This window comes from Paenibacillus sp. S-12 (assembly GCF_030363895.1).
Lineage (GTDB): Bacteria > Bacillota > Bacilli > Paenibacillales > Paenibacillaceae > Paenibacillus_B > Paenibacillus_B alvei.
In genome coordinates this window covers 248,345-271,438 of the sequence record NZ_JASIUF010000016.1, presented here as the reverse complement: position 1 = coordinate 271,438, position 23,094 = coordinate 248,345, and the positions used below count along the sequence as shown (strand labels likewise).

The following is a 23,094-nucleotide window of genomic DNA, read 5'->3' as shown; positions in this document are numbered from 1 at the left end:
GAAATGGAATCTAAATTGCTTCTGAAAAAGATTGAAGAAATGCATTATTGGGATGCTAGGGTTATTAGTTTGTCTACTAATTTTTTTGGTGACGAGCTTGTCTTAGTATATGAGGATTCTGATGGTGATGTAGTTTATAGGTTTTCGAATTGCTATCAGATTAACTACAAACATGCATTAGATTATGACAAAGAGAAACCAATTAGTGAATTTACAAGAGCGGAACTTCCGTACTTTTTACAGAATGTTGAACTTGAAGATTATATTAACAAGGGAGTGAAGTATTTAAAGTGTACAATCACCATGCCTCCGCTAGAGCTTGACATCCTATGTAAAAGATTCGATTGTTTTAGAAAATAACAATTCTTGACCTTGGGGTATTCCTCAAGGTCTTCTTTTTACCCCCACCCAGTGCCGAATGAATCGGGCGGCATGTCCCAAAAGAACCTAACCCTCACCAGTCCCGTATAATATTTTCCTTAAATGGCGGTACGAACGAAAGAGGTTAACAATTATACCCTAAATAACGTTATGCCGTTACAATGTTCAGATTGATTATGGTCAGATACCACCATGATTGACCTGGTTTTTGTTATCTTTGTTTACTTGCGGTTTTGTAAAAATAATTGCGACAATGTATGTACATAAAACGATATATAGGGTGTTGGACGGTCAAAAAATATCCACCACAACAAAATGAAGTGTAATCTCGATTACTAATTGTGTAAGGGTCAAAGATTAATCTGGTAACGTTCCAGTTTACATAGAAGCAGGTAAGGAACGTTTTAGGCTAGCCAACTTGCCCTCAAATATAGTCCGAAATTTATTTCAACTGTCTACCGCAAGGGAGCATATCACAACTCCATGCGGTTTTCTTTTTTTATAATAGGCTGGCTTACGAAGCAAAGTGACCCACAACAGCAAGCGAAAACATACTATTACGATGGCAACAGCAATGTTGTGAAACGAACAGCCAAAGAGCGTTTAAACGAGGAAGTACGACGCCGTGAGCGTATCATTCGTATCTTTCCTAACTGTGGCATACCGGTTACTTGGAGCTTTGTTGATGGAGATTGATGAGAAGTGGAGCAACGGTTGCATATATTTGGATATGACGGATTATTTGGAATGGCGTAAAACGCATGCAAAGACTTCTTATAAGGTCGTGCGTTTAGGGTAGAGCAACTGATTTCGCTTGAGGGAATTTACACACAATTATGGACTTGACCTCGCCAGTGGCTAGTCTCAGAACATATTTATTCAATAAAACAACCCCATTTCAAGCCTATTAATTATCCAATTAGTTTAATACTTTGCTGCAATATTGGACATAAGCGGCTTTTGAAATAGGGTAAATCGAATGGTTTGATCAATATTAGACGCTTTGTATTTCGTTTGAAAAAGAATGCTTCAATATGCAGGTTCTTTGTCTATTCATATGTTATGATAACCGAGTACTCAGAAGAGAGGAGATGGAAGAATGGCAGCGCAAGCAGTGCGAATGAAACGATCAGAAGTCCCACTGGAAGCAACATGGAGATTGGAGGATTTGTTCGAATCGGAAGCGAAATGGCTTGAGGAATTGCAAGCGATTACATCTGATTTGGGCTCGGTTACTCGATTCACAGGCAAATTGCATGAAGATGCCGGAACTCTGCTGGCTTGTCTGGAAGCAATGGAGGTCATTTGGAAACGTGAGCAGTTATGCGGCAGTTATGCGCATTTACGATGGACGGAAGACAGCACGAATCCAGTGAATCAAGGGAATAACAGCCGTGCGCAGGATATGCTGGCTGAAGTGTCAGTTGCTCTATCCTTCTTCGAGTCTGAAGTTAGTGACATGGGGGACGAGGTATTGTCCGCTTTTTATGAAGAAGAGCCTAAGCTGCTGGAATTCAAGCCTTATTTGGATCAAATTGCAAGCAAGAAGCCGTATCGGCTGAGCAGTGAGACCGAATCGACGCTTGCAGCACTTGGCAGTGTCTTACGAGCACCGTACAAAATTTATAATCAAATCAAGCTTTCGGACATGTCGTTCGAATCTGTTACCGATCAGGAGGGTACGACATACCCGCTATCTTTTGCCTTATTTGAGAGTCGATATGTGGGCTCCCCAAATACATACTTGCGCAGAGAAGCATTCCGATCATTTTCCGAAACCCTGTATGCCCACCGCAACGGGATTGCGGCTGCGTATGCGACAGAAGTGAAGAAGCAGGTCGTGCTGGCAAAGCTTCGCGGATATGATCATGTAACAGATATGCTGCTGCATAATCAACAAGTGACGAAGCAAATGTACAACGCCATATTAGATACGATACAAACCGAGCTTGCTCCGCATATGCGAAGATGGGCAAATCTTAAGAAGCGTGTTCTTGAGCTGGATGAGCTTCGCTTTAGTGATTTGCATGCGCCGTTCGATCCTGAATATAATCCGGAAATTTCGTTCGAGGCCGCAGCGAGGCAGGTGGAAGAGGCGCTGCAGGTGATGGGGCCAGAATACGCAGCAATTATCGGGGAAGCCATTCAGAATCGTTGGATTGACTATGCGGACAATGTAGGCAAATCGACAGGGGCATTCTGTTCATCGATCTATGACGCCCATTCCTACATTTTGATGACATGGACCGGAAGCATGCGAGGGGCATTCACCTTGGCTCATGAGCTTGGCCATGCTGGACATTTTATGCTGGCTCATAAACATCAGCGAATAACGAACACGCGTCCATCGCTTTATTTTATTGAGGCACCATCCACGATGAACGAGATGCTGCTGGCTGACCACTTATTCCGTCAGTCGAACGATCCTCGAATGAGACGCTGGATTATTACACAACTGTTGAGTACGTACTATCATAATTTTGTAACGCATCTGCTGGAAGGCGAAATGCAGCGCCGGGTGTATGAGCTTGCTTCACAGGGAGAGCCTATTACGGCCGATCTTTTGTCGCAATTGAAGGGGCAGGTTCAGAGCGATTTCTGGGGAGACGCCGTTGTGATGGATCCAGGTTCAGAACTGACTTGGATGCGTCAGCCGCATTATTACATGTCCTTATATCCATATACATACTCTGCAGGACTAACGGCCTCGACAGCAGCCGCAAAGCGAATCCGCGAAGAAGGCCAGCCTGCCGTGGAGCGCTGGTTAACGGCGCTGAAGGCAGGAGGCTCCTTGCCGCCATTGGAGCTGATGAAGCTGGCGGGCGTGGATATGTCCGATACGAATACAATTCGGGAAGCTGTGTCTTATGTAGGCGAGCTTGTGGATGAGCTTGTTCGTTTGTATGAGCAATGAGCGGGTAGAAACAAGGCAGCTCGCCATGCTGTACGATGCTGATATGATCAAGACGCCTATAACGGGGAAGCATGGTTCTGGAATGTAAGATCGCTTGATGGGAAAGTGTAAAAGCAAAAGAACAGTAGAACGAGATTCGTTATCCCGCCTACTGTTCTTTTTATTGTGTCATGAAATGAATCGCCATTTTAGTGAAGCCGATAGCGGCTCACGAATGCAACGCGATATGCGATTTCGATTGTACAACTGCTTGTTACCTCTTGAGCTGATCTCCATGCTGAGAAGCAGGAGCCGCATGTGGATGAGCAGCGCACCCGGACGAGCATGAGCGGTTTAATGCGCATGCAGCACAAGCTCCTTGCTTTGTCTTGCGTACATGGCGAACAACCATCCACAGTGCATAAGCAAATATGATCATTACGATTCCGATTTCCGGCCACGACATGCGATTCACCTCTTCGTTTCAGGAATAACCGAGCAATTTGCCGATTCCCGTAATGATAAGCGCGACAACATAGGCAATGATCAAGGAATAGCCTATGGAGAACCACGTCCAGCGCCAGGATGCGGTTTCTTTTTTGATAATGCCTACCGTCGCGAGACAAGGGACATACAATAGCACAAATGCACAGAATGCATACGCAGACAACGGTGTAAATGCGCCGGCAATTTGGGATTCGAGCATGGCCGTATCCGGTGCGTGATAGATGATATTCATCGTGGATACGACAACTTCCTTTGCCAGAAAACCGGTAATTAAGGATGCACCCGCTTGCCATGTCGCAAATCCAAGCGGAGCGAACAATGGTGCCAGCACGCCGCCAATCATCGCTAGGAAGGAGTCATCCATTTCAACTCCAAAACCGCCTGGCCCAGCATATGTCATCAGCCAGATCAGCACGGAGCCTCCAAGAATGAAGGTACCGGCTTTGCGGACGAATCCCTTGCCTTTTTCCCATGTACTGCGGAACAAGGTTTGCCATTGCGGCATCCGATAAGGCGGAAGCTCGACGACGAATATGCTCTGTTCCTCCTTCATCATCCGCTTGGTGAACAGCTTGGCCAGCAGCAGGGAGAGCACAATGCCCATGACGTATAGAGACAGTACAACGAGTGCTTGGTGACTCTTGAAAAATACACCTGCAAACAAGGCGTACACGGACAATCGAGCTGAACACGACATTAGCGGTACGAGCAAAGTGGTGACGAGCCGTTCTCGCGGCTGCTCAATTGTGCGCGCGGCCATAATGCCGGGCACGTTGCACCCGAAGCCGATAACAAAGGGGATAAATGCCTTGCCGTTTAAGCCAACAGCCTCCATAAGTCGATCCATGACAATGGTGACGCGAGCCATATATCCCGAATCCTCAATAAAGGATATGAATAAAAACAAAATAAAAATTTGCGGTACGAATACGAGCACGCCGCCAACGCCCGCGATAATACCTTCTTCGATTAGCGCATGGGTGAAGGGCGATACGCCCATGGCATTCAACACGGATGCTGCGCCCTCTGTTAATGGGCCAGAGAAGAAGGCATCCAATGCGTCCGACGTCGGTGTTCCAATCCATTCGAATGTTGCCTTGAACATGAGGAACATAATGCCGAGAAAAATCGGAATCCCGAGCCAGCGATTTGTCACGATGGCATCGATGCGTTCCGTTAAAGTTTCGGCTCTCTCCTTCGTGCTATCAATCGCCTCTGCACACACACCTTGGATGAAGGCTGTACGAACCGTACGTATATGCTGTGCCATATGAAGCGCAATGCCTTGCTCCTGAAGCTGCTGTTCCGTTGCTTCACACAAGTGTTTTATCTGTTCATTTATGTCTTGACTCAGATGGCCCTGAACCCATTCACGAACCGTATTGTTTTGTTCCAAATATTGCAGCGCAATCCATCTTGCAGGCACTCCTTCTTGGCAGGGCAGCCACTCTGACATACGCTGAATAGCCAGCTCCGTGATCTCTCCGTAATCCAGTTGGAATGAGTGATCTCCATCGTTCGTTGCTGCCCGACTTCCGGATTGTTGGGAAGGAATTTTATCGATATGTTGCAGAATAGCATCAATGCCCTGTTTGCGTCTTGCATTGACGGGAAGCAAGGGAACATAAAGCGCCTTGGACAGCTTCTGCGTATTGATATGAATACCGCGACCTTGGGCGACATCATTCATGTTCAGAGCGATATGAACAGGCAGGCCATATTCCAGTAATTGTACGGTCAAATATAAATTGCGTTCTAGCTGTGACGCATCGACAACGTTCAGTATGGTGTCAGGTCTTTCGTGAAGCAGGTAGCTTACCGCTACGCTTTCGTCCCGGGACATCGGCTGCAAGGAGTAGATGCCTGGCAGGTCAATTAGGGTGCCCGAATTGCGATGGAGTTGGCCTACCTTCTTTTCTACGGTAACGCCTGTCCAGTTGCCTACATATTCATAGGAGCGGGTGAGGGCGTTGAATAAGGAGGTTTTTCCCGTATTCGGATTGCCTACAAGTGCGGTCGTACAAGTGTTCATGCGCCGTTCACCCCGATAAACCGAGCCTCGCTTTGGCGAATGCCGAACAATTGTCCATTTGCCTCAAGGGTGAGCGGGCCGCCGAACAAGCTGGTACGTTTCAGCTCTACGTGGGTTCCCTCTGTTATGCCCAAATCGCGCAGTCGGTGGCATACCGATGCATGAACCTTGGACAAATCGCAAATGCATGCACGTTGACCAGGCTTCAGTTGACATAGGGACATGCTCTCACAGAGCATCGTTGAATGAGTCGAGCGCATTTATAATCCTTCTTTCTTCATCTATATCGGTTCATCTTTAGGTGTAAAGTGCCAATTTCTTATTTATAATGATAATCGGTATCAATTGAATTTACATTGAATGTAGCACAAGCGAAGAAAAAGTACATGTGATTTTTTTCATAGAAAAAGCTTAAAAATAGAGATAATCTATCAATTTGTATCAAATCGCCACAAAAATGAAGCTTTTTTGCTTTGCTTTATGAGTTTTTTTCCATTAGAATGGAGAGAAAACATTTGGCAAAGGAGATAGCGGGATGAAAACGAATCACTGCAAAATTGTCGACTGCACAATCCGCGACGGTGGTCTAGTGAACAATTGGGACTTCAGCGTCGAGTTCGTGCAAAGCTTGTACGCTTCATTAAATGAAGCTGGCGTCGACTATATGGAAATCGGCTACAAAAATTCGCCTAAACTGCTCAAAGGCGCTGACGAAGCAGGCCCTTGGCGATTTTTGGACGACGATTTTTTACGTACTGTCATTCCGCAGAAGGGAACTACGAAGCTATCCGCGCTAGTGGATATCGGCCGTGTGGATGAGAACGACATTTTGCCTCGCAGCGAAAGTATGTTGGATTTAATCCGAGTTGCTTGTTATATCAAGGATGTGGACAAGGCACTGGATTTGGTACGTACGTTCCATGATCGCGGTTATGAAACAACGCTAAATATTATGGCGCTGTCAAATGTGATGGAAAATGATCTCATAGAAGCATTTGCAATGATTAAAGAAAGTGTCGTAGATGTGGTATATATCGTAGATTCATACGGCAGTCTTGATCATAATGATTTTCATTTCCTTGTTAATAAGTTTAAGGAGCATCTGCCGAATAAGCGGCTTGGTGTTCATACGCATAATAATATGCAGCTGGCTTTCTCGAACACACTTGTGGCGGCAGAGCTCGGTGTTGAAATGCTGGATGCTTCCGTATATGGAATGGGGCGCGGAGCAGGCAACTGTCCGACAGAAGCTCTATTGACTCATTTGAAAAACAGCAAATATCAGCTTCGGGCCGTGCTCGGGTTCCTTGAAGAGCATATGATTCCGATGCGTGAAAAATGGGAGTGGGGTTACTTGATTCCTTACTTGATTACCGGCACGCTGGATGAGCATCCTCGTTCAGCTATGGCGATTCTTGCTTCTGATAATCGGGATAAATTTCTGGACTTCTATGATCAGATGACGACGCCAGAGGTTTCCATTCCTAAAAAGAATTCGTAAAGGACGGCAACTGTCCTGTACGATAGAAAGACCGCTTCAGCCTGAACGCTGAGCGGTCTTTTTTGTGTACCCGGATATCGGTAGGAATCGATTACGATTGCATGCGAACGTATTTGCGCTCGCCTGTTTTGGAGTTGTAATACACTTGATATTTCAGTCCATCCTTCGGGTCAATAAAAATTTCCTTCGTAGGAATGAAATCACCGTTTACGCCAATGGCGTCCAAAGGGTTATCGTATTGCTTATAGCGCTTGTCGAAGTATTTCTTGCCGATCAAAATAAGAATGACAAGGCCGATAAGGGGCAGACCGTATACGAGTAAAGCGAGTTGGAAGAAGTGTACGACATCGTCCATTAGGATTGCACCGCTCTCAGCTTAACAACGGTTCCGTAAGCTACGATTTCACTCATATTCTGGCCAACGTCGCCGCTGTCGAAGCGCATCATGATGATACCGTCTCCACCCATCGCGTGAGCATTTTCAATCATACGATCCATCGCTTGTCGGCGAGCATCCTCGATCATTTGAGTATACTGCTTAACTTCCCCGCCAACGAGACCCTTCAAGGAAGCCATAATGTCGCCGCCGATGCCGCGAGCTCGAACAACTACGCCAAATGCTGTGCCCAGCACTTCGGATACTTCATAATTTGCAATACGTTCAGTCGTTACTACGATCATGAATGGTCAGCTCCTTTTGAACACCTATCTCGAGTTAAACTCTATCCCTTGTAGTATTATTCATACGGGGTATTTCTATTTTCGTTTCATATGAGAATCAGAGCTATAGACGGAAGGAATGTTCATTGCTAAAGATTTATTAAAAAGGCGAAAAATAGCAGAGATAAAATCATGTTTTAATGGAATAACGCTTTAAAGTTGGTTATGATGGTAACATAGAGATTATGCCTTTCCATATCTAATGATCGATCATGAGGGGAGAAGGATATGAGGGTCAGTATTTTTGATGTGGCTAAGAAATCAGGTTTATCCGTCGTAACGGTATCACGCGTTTTAAACAACGCAAAGACGGTTCGAGAGAAAAATCGGATTAAAGTGCTGCAGGCGATGAAAGAACTGGACTATCATCCTAATGCGGCAGCTCGCAGTCTCGCTAAGGGGAAAACGGGTGTCATTGGGATGATTGTTACTACGCTTCAAGATTCATTCCTGGATAGTATCGTACAAACGGTGTACTCACAGCTAAAAGATCATGGATATTACTTAGCCCTATCGGTTGCAGCAGAGCCGATGGAGCAAGGGGTCGGCACTGACCTGATCCAGGAGGATCGTGTGGATGGAATGTTAATTCTTTCAGCTGTACACGAGGAGCCTTATGTTGTAGAACTGAAAAAACGTAAAATTCCATTCGTACTTATTGACAATCAAACGATACAACCATCCGTGACAAACGTGAATGTGGATAATTATAAAGGCGGATATGAAGCGACGAAGCATTTGATTGATTTGGGGCATCGCTCGATCGCTCACATTCGGGGACCCCAGTTCTTTTTGAGCGCGCTTGAACGTGAAAGGGGTTTCAGGGGGGCAATGGAGGACGCGGGCCTCGAGCCATATGCCATAGAGGATGGCGCATTCAGCATTCAATCCGGTTATGATGCTGTCCAGCGCTGGCTGAAAAAAGGAAGTATGCCGACGGCGCTGTTCGCTGCCGATGATTTTACAGCGATTGGCGCCATTAATGCACTTTGGCAGGCAGGGTATAAAGTGCCAGATGATATGTCTGTAATCGGCTATGATGATCAAGTGATTGCTTCCCAATTGCGGCCGCAGCTGACAACGATGCGCCAGCCTGCTCATCAAATTGGAAGAGTGGCGGTTGATCAGCTGATCAAGCAAATTAATGGGTTGAATAAGCGCAGTGTGACTACGCGTTTGGATTCGGAAATCGTGATTCGAGAATCTACAAGCGCACCGAGGCAATTATAGCTGTAATATCAGTCCGATTAAGAAGAAAAGGCATGCGGTTATGAACTGGTGACCGTATGCTTTTTTCATTACAATAGGAATTAATGAAAAGTGATCGTTACAGAATGGGGCGAGACAAGTTGAAGGATCGTACGATCAAACATCTTATTCTATGGATTCCCACGATTACGATTGGCTTGTGGGAATATGTGCGCCACTCGTTCCTGCTTCCCTATGTGTCCATGGAGGTTGGAAACTGGCTCGCGCCTGCTATTGTCTTCATTGTATCCGCAACGCTGCTGACGCGATTGTTCAAGCTGCTGGATGAGACGCAGAGGAAGCTTCAGCGTGAGCAGCAGACGAAGGCGGCCTTAGAGGAGCGAGGCAGATTGGCAGAAGAGCTCCATGACGGGATATCCCAATCCTTGTTCATGTTGGCAGTCAAAATTGATCGACTGGAGACCGCCTCTATCGAGCAGCAGCCTGAACAGCTGGATAAGCTGCGGCAGACCGTTCGGCATGTGTATGAGGATGTGCGCCTTTCGATCGCGAACTTGCAAACGGTGCCTGAGGAGATCAATGAGTCTTGGTCGAATCAACTGGTTACCATGATTGAGGATATCCGCAAGGATACGGATTGGTCGCTGGAAGTGAAGTGGGAGCTGTCCGAAGATTTACTGTCATTGAAAGAAAAAATAGCGCTTCTGTCCTCGGTTCGCGAGGCGCTGCTTAATGTGCGCAAACATGCGGAGGCGGAGCATGTATGGGTTATTGCCAAGCCTGTCGCTGGAGGGTTTACCTGTGAAATTCGAGACGATGGCAAAGGATTTGTAAGGGAACCATTTGAACAGAAAGGAAAGTATGGGCTGAAGATGGTGCGAGACCGTACGATCAATATGGGCTGGGGCTTGTCTGTGGAACGAGATGGAAATTTGACGATTGTACGCATTTCGAGCTCATCATGACAGAAGATGCAAAAGGAGAGGGATATAGATGAATGCGGAACACGGTTCAGAAAAGCAGCATTGTTTTCGTGTATTGATAGCCGATGACAATGCACATGCGCGTGAGGGAATGAGGGATATTTTAGCGATTGATCCCGCGTTCGTCGTTGTGGGCGAGGCGGTGAACGGAGAAGATGCGCTCCGTATGACGGATCAAGTGATGCCTGACTTAATCCTGATGGACATTTCCATGCCCGTTATGGACGGATTGGAAGCTACCAAGCGGATCAAGGAGCAGTTTCCATACGTGAAAATTGTAATGGTTACCGTATCGGACGATATAACGCATTTGTTTGATGCATTGAAAAAGGGTGCGCAAGGCTATTTGCTCAAGAACCTACAGCCTTCAGCGTGGCATGAGTATTTGCGTGCTATCGCCATTGATGAGGCACCGATGTCGAAGGAGCTGGCGTTTCGTATATTGCAGGAGTTTTCAGCCAAAGGAGAAAGCAAGGCCCCCGCGTCAACACCACTGACAGGGCGTGAGCGGGAAATTTTGGAACGTGTGGCAAAGGGAGAATCGAACCGGGCGATTGCGGCCCAGCTCTCGCTGTCCGAGCACACGGTGAAAAATCACCTGAAAAATATTATGCAGAAGCTGCATTTGGAGAATCGTGTTCAGCTTACCCGATACGCATTAAAGCATGGTTTAGTGGATAACTAGTTTAGATGGATACCATCTTCATCGATCGAAAATAATTATAAATGTTCAAATGAAAACGTATTGCAGAATAGAAGGGGCTGTGCTATATTATTTCTTGTCACTTGATGTGGCGTGCAATACATGTCGGGACGTAGCTCAGCTTGGTAGAGCACCTGGTTTGGGACCAGGGGGTCGCATGTTCAAATCGTGTCGTCCCGACCATCTTATTACATTCATGTCAGGTATACTGCAATCGAGTGTTTTTTGCATATGCGGGTGTAGTTCAATGGTAGAACAGCGGCTTCCCAAGCCGCCGGCGTGGGTTCGATTCCCATCACCCGCTCCATAACAAATGAAATGCGCCGAAGGGCGCTTTTTTTGTTTTATGGAGCGCAGAAAGGATGGGAAGCGAACCCTCGGGGTTCGACCGTCCGTAAAGACAACGAGGAAATGCAAGAGTAGGAGGCGCGTCAACACCTAACTTAGCTCGGCATCATAAATCATCCGCAACGCGATTACATGCGTACTCTCTTTCACAGGCGCAATGGTACGTTCGCCCCCGTTACCATTATTCCGCGGCTTCAATCATTCGATAACTAAAGCCAGATGCAAGTATCTGCTTCATCATCATCAAATAACTGTCAAGAAGTATCTCAATTTCAATAATGAATCGGCAACAACTTCATATTTTCTGCATATTCATAGATCAGCGCAGCAAAAAGGCCGTTTCATGAAACACAAAAACGTTTTGGCCCTATATTAGCAATCAGGAGGGGGTTTGAATGAAGACCAAATATGTAAAAGAGTTTTTCTTTTTCCCCGATATATGCATAATGTGCGGAATCTTTCTGGTCAGTATTAGCTTTCTGATTCCGAGCCTAGCAACTATCGGCACATGGATTGCTTTCGCCATAGGCATGGCAACTTATGCCGCTGCCGAGTATTTCACGCACCGCTTTCTTTTTCACATAAGAACTCCGAAGAACCCATTCCTGTTAAAAATAATTAAACGTTTACATTATGATCATCACGTAAATCCGGATGACCTGCATTTATTGTTTTTGCCTTTGTGGTACTCCCTGCCGAACTTCGCTATTGCGGGAACAATTGCCTACTTTATAACATCAAGCCTCGTGATGGCAAATGCTTTTATCGCTGGAATGATCCTATTCCTATTGTTTTATGAGTGGAAGCATTATGCTGCCCATCGTCCGATTACCCCCATCTCCCCATGGGGCCGTTGGATGAAGAAAGTCCATTTATGGCATCACTATAAAAATGAAAATTACTGGTACGGCGTTACAAATCCGGTTTTTGATCTCGCATTGGGAACCTTTCAGGACCACAAAAATGTCAAGCTAAGCCAAACTGCTCGCAACCTTGAACAACGCGATTATAAAAAGCTTGATCTGTAATTGTCCTTTCCCGCACTGCTGTACACATAAACCAAACAAAAACAACCCGCTAAACGCCAAAGTTTGCGGGTTGCTTTGATGTTGTCACGCATCATAGCATTGTATCGCAGACAATGAAAGCCGAGTTCATCAGAGTAGTTTTGATTACATATTATCAGATGGTGAAGCTGGGCTTCATTATAGAGCAGGTGAGTGCGGCATGAAACAGCCGGTGATCAAAATCGTACTCGACCTCGGATACGAAAATGTTTAGCTGAAAGGATACCTTGTCGCGGATGACTTTCTAGTCGTCATCGAGGACGGCATTATGTGGCTCTACTATGTAGTACCAAGCTATCATACTTCTTTAAAATGAAGGACGAAACCGGGTCTTCCGGCATTTTCGACTTGGCATTGATAAACGACATCATCAATCGAAATCACGGCAGGGCGATCATATTCAATGAACTTATAGTTAACTTTCTCTTGTACACAATAACGTTCAATTTCATCTAAAAATTGCTGCTTGTTTTGCGGAAGTTGATCGAGTTCAACCGAAAAGCCTTTCTTCATCAACTTTTTCCAAACCTTCTTCATGATGCTTGTCCTCCTCTACGCATAGATGATTCTTATCATCTATTCTACCATACCCATTTCCATATGCATCAAATAAGAAAGAATATGCGACCGACTCCATCGGACGGAAGAAGCGGTCGCATCGGTTTACGCTACGATACTCGTATCGCAGTTTATACGCGTTCGCGCCAGTAGTTTAGCAGGTCTTCGAGAGTTTGATCAAGTGGAATTTCAGGTCTCCAGCCTGTATGCTCTGTAAACTTCGAATGGTCGCCGAGCAAAATTTCAACGTCGGAAGGACGCATGCGGCTTGGATCTGGAACAATGTCGATCGTAATGTTGGATTTAGCCAGCAGCATATCGAGCATCTCGCGAATTGTTACGCAGGATCCGGATGCAATGTTGTAGCAATCGCCAGCTTCTGCTCGTTCCAGCGCCAGCCAATAGGCGCGAACGATATCCCGTACATCGGTAAAATCGCGCTTCGCCTCCAAATTGCCAACATGGACAGTAGGCGGACGAACGCCTTTCTCGATTTCGGCAATTTGCTTTGCAAAGTTGGAAGTTACGAATTGTTCGCCGCGACGAGGGCCCGTATGGTTGAACGTTCTCGTCCGAATGACATGGAGGCCGTAGCTCTTATGATACTGATATCCAAGATAGTCTTGAGCGGCTTTACTAACTGCATATGGACTTAAAGGCCGGAGTGGATTTTCTTCACGAATCGGAGTTTCATGAGGCTCAACATGACCATATTCCTCACTGGAGCAAGCAATTTGAATTTTACAATCCAAATTGAGGCGTCTGACGGCTTCAAAAATATTCAATTGGCCGGCAACATTGTTGTAGATTGTATCTGCAGGAGAGTTCCACGATGTAGGTACAAAGCTCTGCGCGGCCAAATGAAAAATAAGATTCGGCTTCTCTTTGGTAATGAGTGTTTCAACGGAAAAAGCATCGCGAAGCTCGCATTCCACAAGATGAATGTCAGACAGAATGTGATTAATGTGCTCAAGGCGGCTGCGGTTGCGAATGGTGCCGATTACCTCTACATTTTTATCCAACAAAAACTCCGCCATATGACTGCCTACGAATCCGGAGATCCCGGTGACAAGTGCCTTCATGTAACTGATCTCACCTCTCAGGTTGATAACATACACCCATAGTTCAACATTACCCTATACTATGTGGAGTAGGCTTGAAAAGGTGACGGCATTCGTACGAATTATTCTTGTTCTGAATCCGTAGGCAGAAATCTGGCCAGCTCAGCAGGAATATCGTTGCGTGCACAGTACATTTCCCGCGTTTCGCCCAACAGGCATTCTTGACCGTGCAGCAGCAGATGCAGGGCAAATTGATTGGCTTGGCGCTCGAACTTGCCTACATGGAACAACGTATGCTGCTCGGTAAAAAAGTGGCCAATCCCTTTGTGCAGGCGATCATGAGCAAGCTCATGGGCACACACGAAGCGCTGCCATTCGAACGGCAATTCCGAATTGATGACAATATAACGGCGGCGAAGCTTGTGGAAATACAGGCCGCGCGTAGATTTCCCCAGATCAGCAGTCCTAACTTGAATATTTAAATGCTGAGCAAGCTGAAAGGGACAGTTTGTTTTATATTTTCGAATCAAGGATCGTACAATCTTCTCTACATCCATGAGATGCACCTCGCGGATAAGTTAGTCAATGTGTCGTATTCAGCTCCGTGGCGGCTTGCGCTTGTTGCGCTTCTTTGCATCCCAGAACAGTGCCTCCAATACATGGAGAACTCGCTCACGGTCTTCTTCGTCGATAGGGACGCCATCGAACATGATTTCCGAATCTTCCTCAAGCAGCTGGCGGAAATCCTTCTTATCCTTCCAAGTGGCCCACTCGGGAATGGAGTCAGATGATGTTAAGGCCAGCGGCATTGGATTATCGATACGGCCAAGCAAATAATCGCTTGACGTATACAAAAGATCGGCAAGCCTGCCGATGATGTCACTTGGCGGTGTCGTTCGTCCCGCCTCATAATTGGCGACGTTCGCGCGCTTCATGTCAAGCGCCTGGGCGACGTCGTCTTGCGACAAGCCTTGCTTGAGCCGCAGCTCTTTAATGCGAGTGCCTACTAATTCTTTGTTCGTTATGGACATCGTTATCACCCTTATTTTACATATGTTCATAAATTCAGGATTGACGTTCATTTAAAGAGCGTGGTATTCTTTCAGTATAACACATAGGAACAAACGTTCGCAATGTATGGTTATTTAAATGAACAAAGATCATTCTATAGTGTAATTTTCCGTAACACAAGGCCAAGTTTTGCAGTTTTTTTATTTTTCACGGAGTGTTGTTTTAAATAACTTATTCTATATTGCGTTATCCATAATATCCTTTCATTAAGGGGCGATGAAGATGTTAGCAACGATTAATCGAACAGCGACTCGTAAAATGGTGGAAAAGTATTTGTCTATAGCTTCTTTGTACAAGCGAACGGGTATCGTACGGAGAGAGATGAAGATGACCACTTCATATGAGCCTAGATTGCATGGGTCTACGAATCAAGTAGGAAAGCCAGTAGAAGAGATTGCACTGCATAATGTGGAGAAGGAAGCCTATATGAGAACCGTATACGATAATGTAATGAAGGCGATTGCCCACCTTGGCGATATTGAGAGAGAGCTTATTGTAAGCTGTTATCTCTCTCCAGAGACAGCGAAGCCGGATTACTTACTATGCTATGATCTGAACGTGAGTGAGCGTACATTTCGGAGAATTAAAGCACGCGCGATTATGGAGCTAGCATTCATGTTAGGTATAGAAGTGTTTGAGGATTAAGGTGCGCAGAGCTTGAGGCGAGTCGAAAAAAGTAACTTAGTAGTGACCTCCGGGTGGCCGGATGATGGCACTCGGTTGGACGGCTCAAGGTGCTAAGATGATAGTGTGAGGTTGTGGGCATGGGGCAGGACAGCCTTGCGGAATATAGGGAGAACCGTTTGCGGCGAAGCTGTATAACGGTTTTTTTTGTACCACAGGATAGGAGGTGAAGGCTTGCGAAGCTGCGAGATTCGGCAAGGGGTGATGAGACGGGTGCGCGAATATTTCCCTGATATCCCCGTGCTCGAAGCAGAAGAACGAACGGACGAGCAAGCGCCGTGCTTGGTCGTCAAGCTCGTGCGAGGGGAACGGACTCGCGTTGGCGAACGCCGCTTTCAGGCGAGAGCAGCATTTGAGGTCGATTATTATCCCGACGGAAAGGCTTCTGTTCATGATGTTGCCGATGGGCTCTACGACGCGCTGGAGCTGATTGAAGCAGGCGGCGGCTTATGCAGGGGGACAGGCTTGAAGCATGAAATCGTTGAACGCAAGCTGCGGTTTCAAGTGCAGTACGAGTACATGCTGGCGCGTTCCCGAGAGGAAGCAAGCAAGATGAATGCTATGAAGCAGGAGGGACGCATTCGAGATGTCTGATGCAAACAAGCAGGACAAGCGTAATGTGGAACATGCCGAGGCTGCGGGCGAATTCGCCTTTGCGAAGGAGCAATGGCTGGAGGCAAAATGCTGGAGTGCAGGCGAGCGAGACATGCTGCATGCGCTTCTAACCAGTAATGAGCAGTACACGAAGGCGCAGATCGATGCGCTGCTGTACCAATTTCAAATTCAGGAGGTAAAGTAATGGCTGGAGGAACATGGACGACGCAAAATAAAGTAAGACCAGGCGTATATGTACGCTTTCAAGGAGAGGCTGCTCCATCGGGAGCAGTTGGCGAGCGGGGGATTGTGGCACTGCCGTTAACGCTTAGCTGGGGGCCAGTGAAAGAAGTGCTGGAATTGCATGCAGGGGAACCTGTATTCGAGCAGCTAGGTTACGAGCTGACGGATGACGCACTTCTGCTGGTGCGCGAGGCTTTCAAACGTGCGAAGAAGGTGCTGTTGTATCGATTGAATGAAGGTGCCAAGGCGGCTGCAGCTCACAATCAATTGAAAGTGAAAGCACGCTTTGGCGGTGTTCGCGGCAACGATATTCAACTCGTCGTGCAGACGAATGTGAACGACAATACGAAGGTGGATGTCATTACAAAAGTTAGCGGACGCATTGTGGATAGCCAGACTGTACAGCAAGCTGAAAAGCTGATTGCAAACGCTTGGGTTGAGTTCGAAGGCACAGGTGCAATTGAACCAAATGCAGGTCTGCCGCTTACAGGCGGTGATGACGGCAATGTGGTGAATGCGGATCATGTATCTTTCCACGAAGCGATTGCCGTTCATGATTTCCATACGGTTGCGCTTCCTTCCACTGATGCCGCGCTATGCTCTGTCTATGCGGCATTTGTGAAGCGTATGCGTGAAGATGAAGGGAAGAAGATTCAGGCGGTTATGGCCCAATATCCAACCGCGAATAACGAAGGCATCATTAGCGTCAAAAATGGCGTAAAGCTGGCAGACGGCACAATATTGAATGCTGCTCAAGCAACAGTATGGGTAGCTGCGGCAACAGCAGCGGCAGCGATGAATGAGTCGTTGACGTATTCCGCTTACGAAGATGCGGTCGACGTTGATGTTCGCATGACAAATACCCAGGTGGAAGAAGCTCTGCGCAAGGGTGAATTCGTGTTTGTACACCATCTTGGCCATGCTGTGGTAGAGCAAGATATTAATACATTGACGGCATATACGCCGGAAAAGGGCCAGCCATTCTCCAAAAACCGCGTTATTCGCGTGCTGGACGGCATCGCCAACGATATGAAGCGAATTTTCGAAACGGCGTATGTCGGGAAAACAAACAATAATGAAGAAGGACGTCAATTGTTCCGTGCAGCGTGTATTGCATATTTGGATCAGCTTGAGCGCTTGAATGCAATTCAGCCGTTCGACGCACAGACGGATGTGCTTGTTGCTAAGGGTGAGGCTTCGGACAGTATCGTCATTCAATTGAATGTGCAGCCGGTCGATGCAGTAGAGAAAATTTACATGAAAGTGAAGGTGAAGTAAGATGGGTTTCTTACAAGCAAAGGATACGATTTCGGGTCGTGAAGGCACGGCTTTTGCGCAAATTAATGGAAAAAATGAAGAAATGTTCTATATTAAAACGTTGGAAGCAAAAATAGAAAAACAAAAAGCAGAAATTAAAACACTCGGCAGCCGCGCCACACAGCATAAAACCTCCGGCTGGTCGGGAACAGGCAGCATGACGATTTACTATATGACAGCTTTGTTCCGTAAAATGATGCTTGATTATATTAAGACTGGCAAGGATACAAACTTTACGATTAATGTGACAAACGCAGATCCTACTTCTTCGGTGGGCACGCAGACAATCATGTTGAAGAACGTGAACCTGAACAGTGTCGTTATGGCGAAGCTGGATACAGAGAGCGACGTTTTGGAGGAAGAATTGGAGTTTACATTTGATGATGTTGACATTTTAAGCAACTTTAATGCACCTACAGTGTAATTTTAAATAACATAACTACCATTCAAGATGAGGAGAGCGATTGAAGATGACTACATTAAGCTATTTCTTTGCCCAAAATGCGGAACCCAATACGGAGATGCCATTCGTTGTGTCCCCGCGTTTCAAAGATGAAAAGGGTGAGCCGGTTGCCTGGACGCTACGCAGTATGAGTGAAGTGGAAAATGAGCAGTGCCGCAAGTCGGCCACAAAGCAGGTAAAGGGCAAAGGCGGGGTTGTTACGCCGGAAATCGACTTCAATGAATATACCGCAAAGCTGATTGTGGCAAGCGTTGTGTATCCAGACTTGAAAAATGCAGAGCTTCAACAGTCCTATGGCGTCATGGGTGCGGAGGCGCTCCTGCGCAAGATGCTCCTGCCTGGCGAATATACGGGCCTGCTGCAGCAGGTGCAGACGCTAAACGGCTTCAATCAGGACATGAACGAGCTTGTTAATGAAGTAAAAAACTAATTCGCGAGGGCGATGGCGAAGCGAACTATGCCTATTACGCCCTCCATAAGCTCCGCATCCTGCCGCATGAGCTGCTTGCGCTCCCGGTTCGCGAACGCGCCGCCGTCTACGCGATGATCGACATCCGTGTGGATGAAGAGCGCAAGGCACAGCGCAGTATGCGCAAAAAGCGGTAGTAGGCTTTGGAACAACCGCGGACATTAGAGCAGCGATTTCACAGTCGGCATGGCAATGGCAGCTCCCTTGGGGCAGCTTGGGTGCAGATGGGGGATCGCTCTCTTCATCTTGCGGACAGGGGGAGGGAAGAAGATGGATGAGCAGTCATTACAGGCTTTAAAGATCGCGGCAAAGTCAGTTCAGACGTTTGCTAATGCTTTTGCCAAGGTAAGCACAACGATGAATCAAGTTATGAAGAAGTCGGTGGAAGCGATCACGAAGACTTGGCAGAAAACTGCAACTGCAATTAATCAATCTTGGCAAAAAACGATAAACGCCATCAATCAGTCTTTAAAAAAGGCGTCAAATACAATTGTCCAAGCATGGCAAAAAGCAGCCAATGGGATATCTCAAGCATGGCAAAAGACGGTAAATCAAATCTCACAATCATGGCAGCGAACCAGCAACGGCATTAATAAATCATGGCAGAAAACTGGTTCCAGCATGAATCAGATATGGCAGCGTGCGAACTCTGGAATAAACCGCGGCTGGAAGCAGGCGGGGAACAACATCAATAGAGCGTGGCAACAGGCTAACAATGGCATTCATAAAGGATGGAATCGGGCTACCTCCGGGTACAATCGAATTCAGCAGCAGAAAACTAGGCAAGGATCTTCTAATGGAGCATCTCCAACTGAATCATCTACTGAAGATTCTCGTGAGGATAATAAACCCACAAAAGAGAGTGCAAAGGCTGACAGAATTAAAAAGGGAGCGGCCGTTCACGCTGCTGTCCGTGAGAATATCGGGAAGTGGTTTGGTGGCATAGGTTCCAAAATGCTGGGCTTCGTTCAGAATATGGGCTTGGATGCGATTAAGGGGGCAGCTAAATCAGAAGATATCAGATCCCAATATAATGCTAAATACGGAAATCGCCAAGAAGGGACGCAAGTATACGAGGCTCTCCGAGCTCAAGCATTACTTAGTGGAGAGGATGTAACGAAATCTTTGGAATCTGGCCTTACATTAACCTCCGTCTCTAAAAACACCCAAGATTTAATTCACATGAATGAAATGGTACAGCGTTTATCATCATTTCAAGCGAACGGTGGAGATCCAACTAAAACTGCCGACTTAATGAAAGACGCATATTTCGGTAAGAGTGAAGGTTTATTAGCGCAACTGAAAATGCCGGTAAGTGCCGCAGAACAGGCAAAATTAGAATCCTTCTCTAAAACCGGTGATTTAAATGGCTTCATGAAGGCCTTTGACACGTTGATGGAAAAAGCTAACATGAGCAAAACTTCCCTTGAAATGTTGATGGACAGTCCTTCTCGTAAGTGGGAAGAGACTGTAACACGATTTAATGGAATGTTGGGAGCTGCTGGAGAGACTGCCATACAGATGTTTAGTCCGATGCTGGACATGTTGAATCAAGCATTCCAGACGGGGCAATTTGATAACTTCTTTACCGTATTAAGTGGAGGACTAGCTATTATTGCACAATTGGCCACTTGGGTAGTGGAGGGATTCTTATGGCTGGTGGATATATTTAATAATAATTTACCGCTAATCTTGCCTATACTAGGTGCTATTGTCGGCGCATTAATGATGTACTATACGATAATGACAATTATTGTAGTGGTGACACAAATATCTGCAGCAGTGCAGACTCTGTGGAATGCCATAATGGCACTGAATCCGGTTACAATTGTTATTTTGGCTTTAGTTGCATTGATAGGAGCTTTTCTAGCATTAATTGCTGTTATGGAGCCAGTACGCGAAGGTTTTGCGAATGCACTTCGATCCATGGGGCAAATGGTAGCCGGCTTTGTTACTGGAGCAATACAAGCTTTTACTTGGCTTGTAAATAAGGCTTTTGACATGATTAATTTTCTCTTAGAAGGCGTTAACAGGGTTGCTAATGCCATCGGTAGCATACTTGGAATTAAAGAAAAGGTGGATATAAAGCTGGAGCACATTAAAACTGATAAGTTTCAATCAGACGTTAGTGCTACGATTGAAGGAGGCTTTAATGCTGCTGCTGATGGTGCTGAAAATTTCTCTGTCGATAATTTCAAAAAGAAATTCGGAATTGATAACTTAACCAAACTAACAGAATCCAATAACTCATATAAACCTGAAAAAATGCCTAAAACTCCAAAAACGCCTGAAACATTGCCTAGCACTGCTGGGGGAGTTATGCCTGGGTTAAATACTGGCGGTACTATGAACATCCCGAAAGTAGGCGAGGTAGGTAAAGTCGGGGCCATCGACAATAAAGTTGAAATTACGGATGAAAGCATAGAGATGATGCGCGATTTGGCAGAAATGGATAGCATCCAGAACTTCGTATCCTTAACGCCGACTGTTCAGGTAAACACAGGTGATATCCATCAAGGCTTCGATATGGATACGTTAATCAATCGCATCGAGAAGAAGCTGGAGGAAGAATTCGTGTCAACAGCGGAAGGGGTGTACGGATGAGTGGATACCATATCTATTTGAGCTTCAACAACCAAGAGAAGGTCATCGAGTTGCCTGTAAACCCAGCTCAGCTGGAGATCAGCGAAGCGGGAAATTTGCAGTCCTTCGATATCGTCGGTATCGGGGAAGTCGTAAGCATCCATACGCCAAAGCTGGCCGATATTCAATTCAGCAGTTTATTTCCGCTCCATTACGGGCCATATGTGCATATCCCGCCAGAGAAATTGCTGCCGCCTAGTGATTATATCATTCAATTGCGTGAATGGATGGAGACCAAGCGTCCGATTCGCTTCGTGCTTACGACGCCAACTTACCATATGAATCTCGCTATGGCGATTGATAAGTTTACTTGGCGTGAAGTTGCCGGCAGTGTTGGCGATTTGGAGTACGACATTTCCTTGAAGCTGTATAAATTTTATGCGGCCAAAAAGGTAAAGCTGAACGGGAAGCTGACAAGTGCGACCAATGTGCCAAATCCGTCACAGCCGCGTCCAGATGAGCGTAAAGGAACAACCGAGTACATGACGCAGCCAGGGGATAAGCTGTGTTTGATTGCCCAAAAGTTTTTCAACGACACTAGAAAAGCAATCGACATTCAAAGACTGAACGGCATTTCAGCAGATGAGGCCCTGCATGAATTGGAACCGAATCGTGTTCTGCGACTTCCTAGAAAGCAGTGAGGCACAGCGACGTAGGAGGTGAATTTGTGAAATGAACAGGTTGGAAGTGTTGGTCGATAATCGCGATGGCAACGCGTGGGACATGTCACACCTGATCTCGAGCATGACATGGTCGACCGCTCGCATTGGCAAGCCTGCCAGCATATCGATTTCCTTTATGAAGGGAGCAATATTTCAAGATCGCAGCTTTACCATCCATAATGGTGATATCGTGCGCGTGCAAGAAGATGGAGTTCCTGTATTTTACGGCTATGTGTTCAGCATTGAAACGGATGAGAGCAGTACTGTGAAGCTGACTGCTTATGATCAGATGCGCTATTTGATGATGAATGACTGGTGCATGCTCAAAAATGTGACGGCTACTGAGGTAATCCGGCATATTGCCAAAAATTTCAACATCCAGGTTGGCGATTTGGCAGATACGAAGCATAAAATCCCGACTTTTATGGAGGACAACAAGAAGCTCTTGGATATGATGTTCCGTGCGCTTGATCTGACGTTAATCGCCACCAAAAACATTTACGTGCTGTATGATGATTTCGGGAAGCTCACGCTGCGGGAGGCGAAGAGCTGGAAGACAGAATACTTCATCGGCGAAGGGAGTCAGATGACGAGCATTTCCTATAAGGTAAGTATTGATGATGATACGTATAACTTTATTAAGCTGTATCGGGACAATCAGGAAAAAGGCGTGCGCGAGATTTATGTGACAAAACATAGTGATAATTTGGCGAAATGGGGTCATTTGCAGCTTTATAAAAAGGTAGACGACAAGCTGAATCGGGCTCAAATCAAGCAGCTTGGGGAAAATTTGCTGGAGCTCCATAACCGTGAGAAAAAAACCTTAAAAGTTAACGCTGTAGGGGATGTGCGCATTCGGGCCGGAATGTACATCCCTATTTTTGTGCCGGGACAGGAGAAAGAGCAGTTCAGGCTCATTGAGGAATGCTCCCAGGAGTGGAGCGGGTCAGGACATACGATGTCATTAACGTTGAAGGAGATTTAG

General features: G+C 46.2%; 26 protein-coding genes, 2 tRNA genes and 1 pseudogene. 19 read left to right on the top strand and 10 right to left on the bottom strand.

Going from position 1 to position 23,094, the window contains the following annotated elements:
- Nucleotides 1–3 precede the first annotated feature (3 nt).
- The 3 genes and pseudogenes from NO352_RS16675 to pepF all read left to right on the top strand — a co-directional run bounded on the left by NO352_RS16675 (nt 4) and on the right by pepF (nt 3,295).
- Nucleotides 4–360, top strand: coding sequence for a hypothetical protein (locus NO352_RS16675; protein WP_163977801.1), 357 nt, complete (start codon nt 4–6; stop codon nt 358–360).
- Nucleotides 361–978: 618 nt separating this feature from the next.
- A pseudogene (locus tag NO352_RS16670) lies at nt 979–1,180 on the top strand (transposase); the annotation flags it as partial.
- A gap of 300 nt (nt 1,181–1,480) precedes the next feature.
- A complete protein-coding gene (gene pepF / locus NO352_RS16665) occupies nt 1,481–3,295 on the top strand; it encodes an oligoendopeptidase F (RefSeq protein WP_289356173.1) in 1,815 nt (604 codons plus the stop codon).
- A 188-nt stretch (nt 3,296–3,483) separates the two neighbouring features.
- Here pepF and NO352_RS16660 read toward each other — a convergent pair whose 3' ends face one another.
- The 3 genes from NO352_RS16660 to NO352_RS16650 all read right to left on the bottom strand — a co-directional run bounded on the left by NO352_RS16660 (nt 3,484) and on the right by NO352_RS16650 (nt 6,073).
- Entirely contained in the window at nt 3,484–3,639 is a 156-nt protein-coding gene (locus NO352_RS16660; protein ID WP_262866680.1) for a hypothetical protein, read from the bottom strand.
- Between the two features lie 119 nt (nt 3,640–3,758).
- Nucleotides 3,759–5,813: a ferrous iron transport protein B gene (gene feoB / locus NO352_RS16655; RefSeq protein WP_289356172.1), complete on the bottom strand. Its 2,055-nt coding sequence runs from the start codon at nt 5,811–5,813 to the stop codon at nt 3,759–3,761.
- Nucleotides 5,810–6,073 carry a FeoA family protein gene (locus NO352_RS16650; RefSeq protein WP_005548579.1) on the bottom strand — a complete coding sequence of 88 codons (264 nt, stop codon included), beginning with the start codon at nt 6,071–6,073 and terminating at the stop codon, nt 5,810–5,812. Before NO352_RS16650 ends, feoB begins: the two co-directional genes overlap by 4 nt.
- Nucleotides 6,074–6,348: 275 nt before the next feature.
- Here NO352_RS16650 and NO352_RS16645 point away from each other — a divergent pair, with 275 nt between their 5' ends.
- On the top strand, nt 6,349–7,314 hold the full coding sequence (locus tag NO352_RS16645; RefSeq protein WP_005548578.1) for an aldolase catalytic domain-containing protein: 966 nt from the start codon (nt 6,349–6,351) through the stop codon (nt 7,312–7,314).
- A 91-nt stretch (nt 7,315–7,405) separates the two neighbouring features.
- Here NO352_RS16645 and NO352_RS16640 read toward each other — a convergent pair whose 3' ends face one another.
- Together NO352_RS16640 and NO352_RS16635 are read right to left on the bottom strand one after the other, a co-directional pair.
- Complete coding sequence (locus NO352_RS16640; RefSeq protein ID WP_005548577.1) at nt 7,406–7,669, bottom strand: hypothetical protein; 264 nt, start codon at nt 7,667–7,669, stop codon at nt 7,406–7,408.
- Complete coding sequence (locus NO352_RS16635) at nt 7,669–7,995, bottom strand: YbjQ family protein (RefSeq protein WP_005548576.1); 327 nt, start codon at nt 7,993–7,995, stop codon at nt 7,669–7,671. The genes NO352_RS16640 and NO352_RS16635 overlap by 1 nt, the downstream gene beginning before the upstream one ends.
- Before the next feature lie 267 nt (nt 7,996–8,262).
- Here NO352_RS16635 and NO352_RS16630 point away from each other — a divergent pair, with 267 nt between their 5' ends.
- The 6 genes from NO352_RS16630 (at nt 8,263) to NO352_RS16605 (ending at nt 12,305) form a co-directional block, all read left to right on the top strand.
- Nucleotides 8,263–9,264, top strand: a complete 1,002-nt coding sequence (locus NO352_RS16630; protein WP_268620758.1) for a LacI family DNA-binding transcriptional regulator — start codon at nt 8,263–8,265, stop codon at nt 9,262–9,264.
- Nucleotides 9,265–9,368: 104 nt separating this feature from the next.
- Nucleotides 9,369–10,208 (top strand): sensor histidine kinase, encoded by an 840-nt coding sequence (locus tag NO352_RS16625; RefSeq protein WP_040736119.1) that lies wholly within the window; start codon nt 9,369–9,371, stop codon nt 10,206–10,208.
- 28 nt (nt 10,209–10,236) lie between these two features.
- The gene (locus NO352_RS16620; protein WP_005548572.1) at nt 10,237–10,911 is read left to right on the top strand and encodes a response regulator; all 675 of its coding nucleotides are present in this window, start codon (nt 10,237–10,239) and stop codon (nt 10,909–10,911) included.
- A 124-nt stretch (nt 10,912–11,035) separates the two neighbouring features.
- A tRNA-Pro gene (locus NO352_RS16615) sits at nt 11,036–11,112 on the top strand.
- Between the two features lie 50 nt (nt 11,113–11,162).
- Nucleotides 11,163–11,236: transfer RNA gene (locus tag NO352_RS16610), tRNA-Gly, on the top strand.
- 436 nt (nt 11,237–11,672) lie between these two features.
- Nucleotides 11,673–12,305, top strand: coding sequence for a sterol desaturase family protein (locus tag NO352_RS16605; protein WP_262866636.1), 633 nt, complete (start codon nt 11,673–11,675; stop codon nt 12,303–12,305).
- A gap of 336 nt (nt 12,306–12,641) precedes the next feature.
- On the opposite strand, the gene NO352_RS16600 is transcribed toward NO352_RS16605, so the two are convergent.
- The 4 genes from NO352_RS16600 to NO352_RS16585 form a co-directional block, all read right to left on the bottom strand.
- Nucleotides 12,642–12,881 carry a DUF4318 domain-containing protein gene (locus tag NO352_RS16600; protein WP_005548570.1) on the bottom strand — a complete coding sequence of 80 codons (240 nt, stop codon included), beginning with the start codon at nt 12,879–12,881 and terminating at the stop codon, nt 12,642–12,644.
- A gap of 152 nt (nt 12,882–13,033) precedes the next feature.
- Nucleotides 13,034–13,984 (bottom strand): GDP-mannose 4,6-dehydratase, encoded by a 951-nt coding sequence (locus NO352_RS16595; RefSeq protein WP_005548569.1) that lies wholly within the window; start codon nt 13,982–13,984, stop codon nt 13,034–13,036.
- Nucleotides 13,985–14,085: 101 nt separating this feature from the next.
- Nucleotides 14,086–14,520 (bottom strand): ImmA/IrrE family metallo-endopeptidase, encoded by a 435-nt coding sequence (locus NO352_RS16590; protein WP_005548568.1) that lies wholly within the window; start codon nt 14,518–14,520, stop codon nt 14,086–14,088.
- A gap of 39 nt (nt 14,521–14,559) precedes the next feature.
- Nucleotides 14,560–14,994 (bottom strand): helix-turn-helix domain-containing protein, encoded by a 435-nt coding sequence (locus NO352_RS16585; RefSeq protein ID WP_005548567.1) that lies wholly within the window; start codon nt 14,992–14,994, stop codon nt 14,560–14,562.
- Between the two features lie 262 nt (nt 14,995–15,256).
- Here NO352_RS16585 and NO352_RS16580 point away from each other — a divergent pair, with 262 nt between their 5' ends.
- From NO352_RS16580 to NO352_RS16555, 6 genes are all read left to right on the top strand, one after another.
- Nucleotides 15,257–15,679, top strand: a complete 423-nt coding sequence (locus tag NO352_RS16580; RefSeq protein ID WP_005548565.1) for an ArpU family phage packaging/lysis transcriptional regulator — start codon at nt 15,257–15,259, stop codon at nt 15,677–15,679.
- Nucleotides 15,680–15,892: 213 nt separating this feature from the next.
- On the top strand, nt 15,893–16,312 hold the full coding sequence (locus NO352_RS16575; RefSeq protein ID WP_157266944.1) for a phage tail terminator family protein: 420 nt from the start codon (nt 15,893–15,895) through the stop codon (nt 16,310–16,312).
- Nucleotides 16,305–16,517, top strand: coding sequence for a hypothetical protein (locus tag NO352_RS16570; RefSeq protein ID WP_268620751.1), 213 nt, complete (start codon nt 16,305–16,307; stop codon nt 16,515–16,517). Before NO352_RS16575 ends, NO352_RS16570 begins: the two co-directional genes overlap by 8 nt.
- Nucleotides 16,517–17,833 carry a phage tail sheath family protein gene (locus tag NO352_RS16565; protein WP_289356171.1) on the top strand — a complete coding sequence of 439 codons (1,317 nt, stop codon included), beginning with the start codon at nt 16,517–16,519 and terminating at the stop codon, nt 17,831–17,833. Before NO352_RS16570 ends, NO352_RS16565 begins: the two co-directional genes overlap by 1 nt.
- Nucleotide 17,834: 1 nt before the next feature.
- The gene (locus NO352_RS16560) at nt 17,835–18,296 is read left to right on the top strand and encodes a phage tail tube protein (protein ID WP_005548556.1); all 462 of its coding nucleotides are present in this window, start codon (nt 17,835–17,837) and stop codon (nt 18,294–18,296) included.
- Between the two features lie 46 nt (nt 18,297–18,342).
- Entirely contained in the window at nt 18,343–18,765 is a 423-nt protein-coding gene (locus tag NO352_RS16555; RefSeq protein ID WP_005548554.1) for a phage tail assembly chaperone, read from the top strand.
- On the opposite strand, the gene NO352_RS16550 is transcribed toward NO352_RS16555, so the two are convergent.
- On the bottom strand, nt 18,762–18,956 hold the full coding sequence (locus NO352_RS16550; RefSeq protein ID WP_040736116.1) for a hypothetical protein: 195 nt from the start codon (nt 18,954–18,956) through the stop codon (nt 18,762–18,764). The two genes, NO352_RS16555 and NO352_RS16550, sit on opposite strands and share 4 nt — an antisense overlap.
- A gap of 118 nt (nt 18,957–19,074) precedes the next feature.
- Between NO352_RS16550 and NO352_RS16545 the strand changes: the two genes are divergently transcribed.
- The 3 genes from NO352_RS16545 to NO352_RS16535 are packed head-to-tail and all read left to right on the top strand — an operon-like array spanning nt 19,075 to nt 23,094.
- The gene (locus tag NO352_RS16545) at nt 19,075–21,408 is read left to right on the top strand and encodes a phage tail family protein (RefSeq protein WP_289356169.1); all 2,334 of its coding nucleotides are present in this window, start codon (nt 19,075–19,077) and stop codon (nt 21,406–21,408) included.
- The gene (locus NO352_RS16540; RefSeq protein WP_268620744.1) at nt 21,405–22,088 is read left to right on the top strand and encodes a LysM peptidoglycan-binding domain-containing protein; all 684 of its coding nucleotides are present in this window, start codon (nt 21,405–21,407) and stop codon (nt 22,086–22,088) included. Before NO352_RS16545 ends, NO352_RS16540 begins: the two co-directional genes overlap by 4 nt.
- A gap of 31 nt (nt 22,089–22,119) precedes the next feature.
- A complete protein-coding gene (locus NO352_RS16535; RefSeq protein WP_289356168.1) occupies nt 22,120–23,094 on the top strand; it encodes an XkdQ/YqbQ family protein in 975 nt (324 codons plus the stop codon).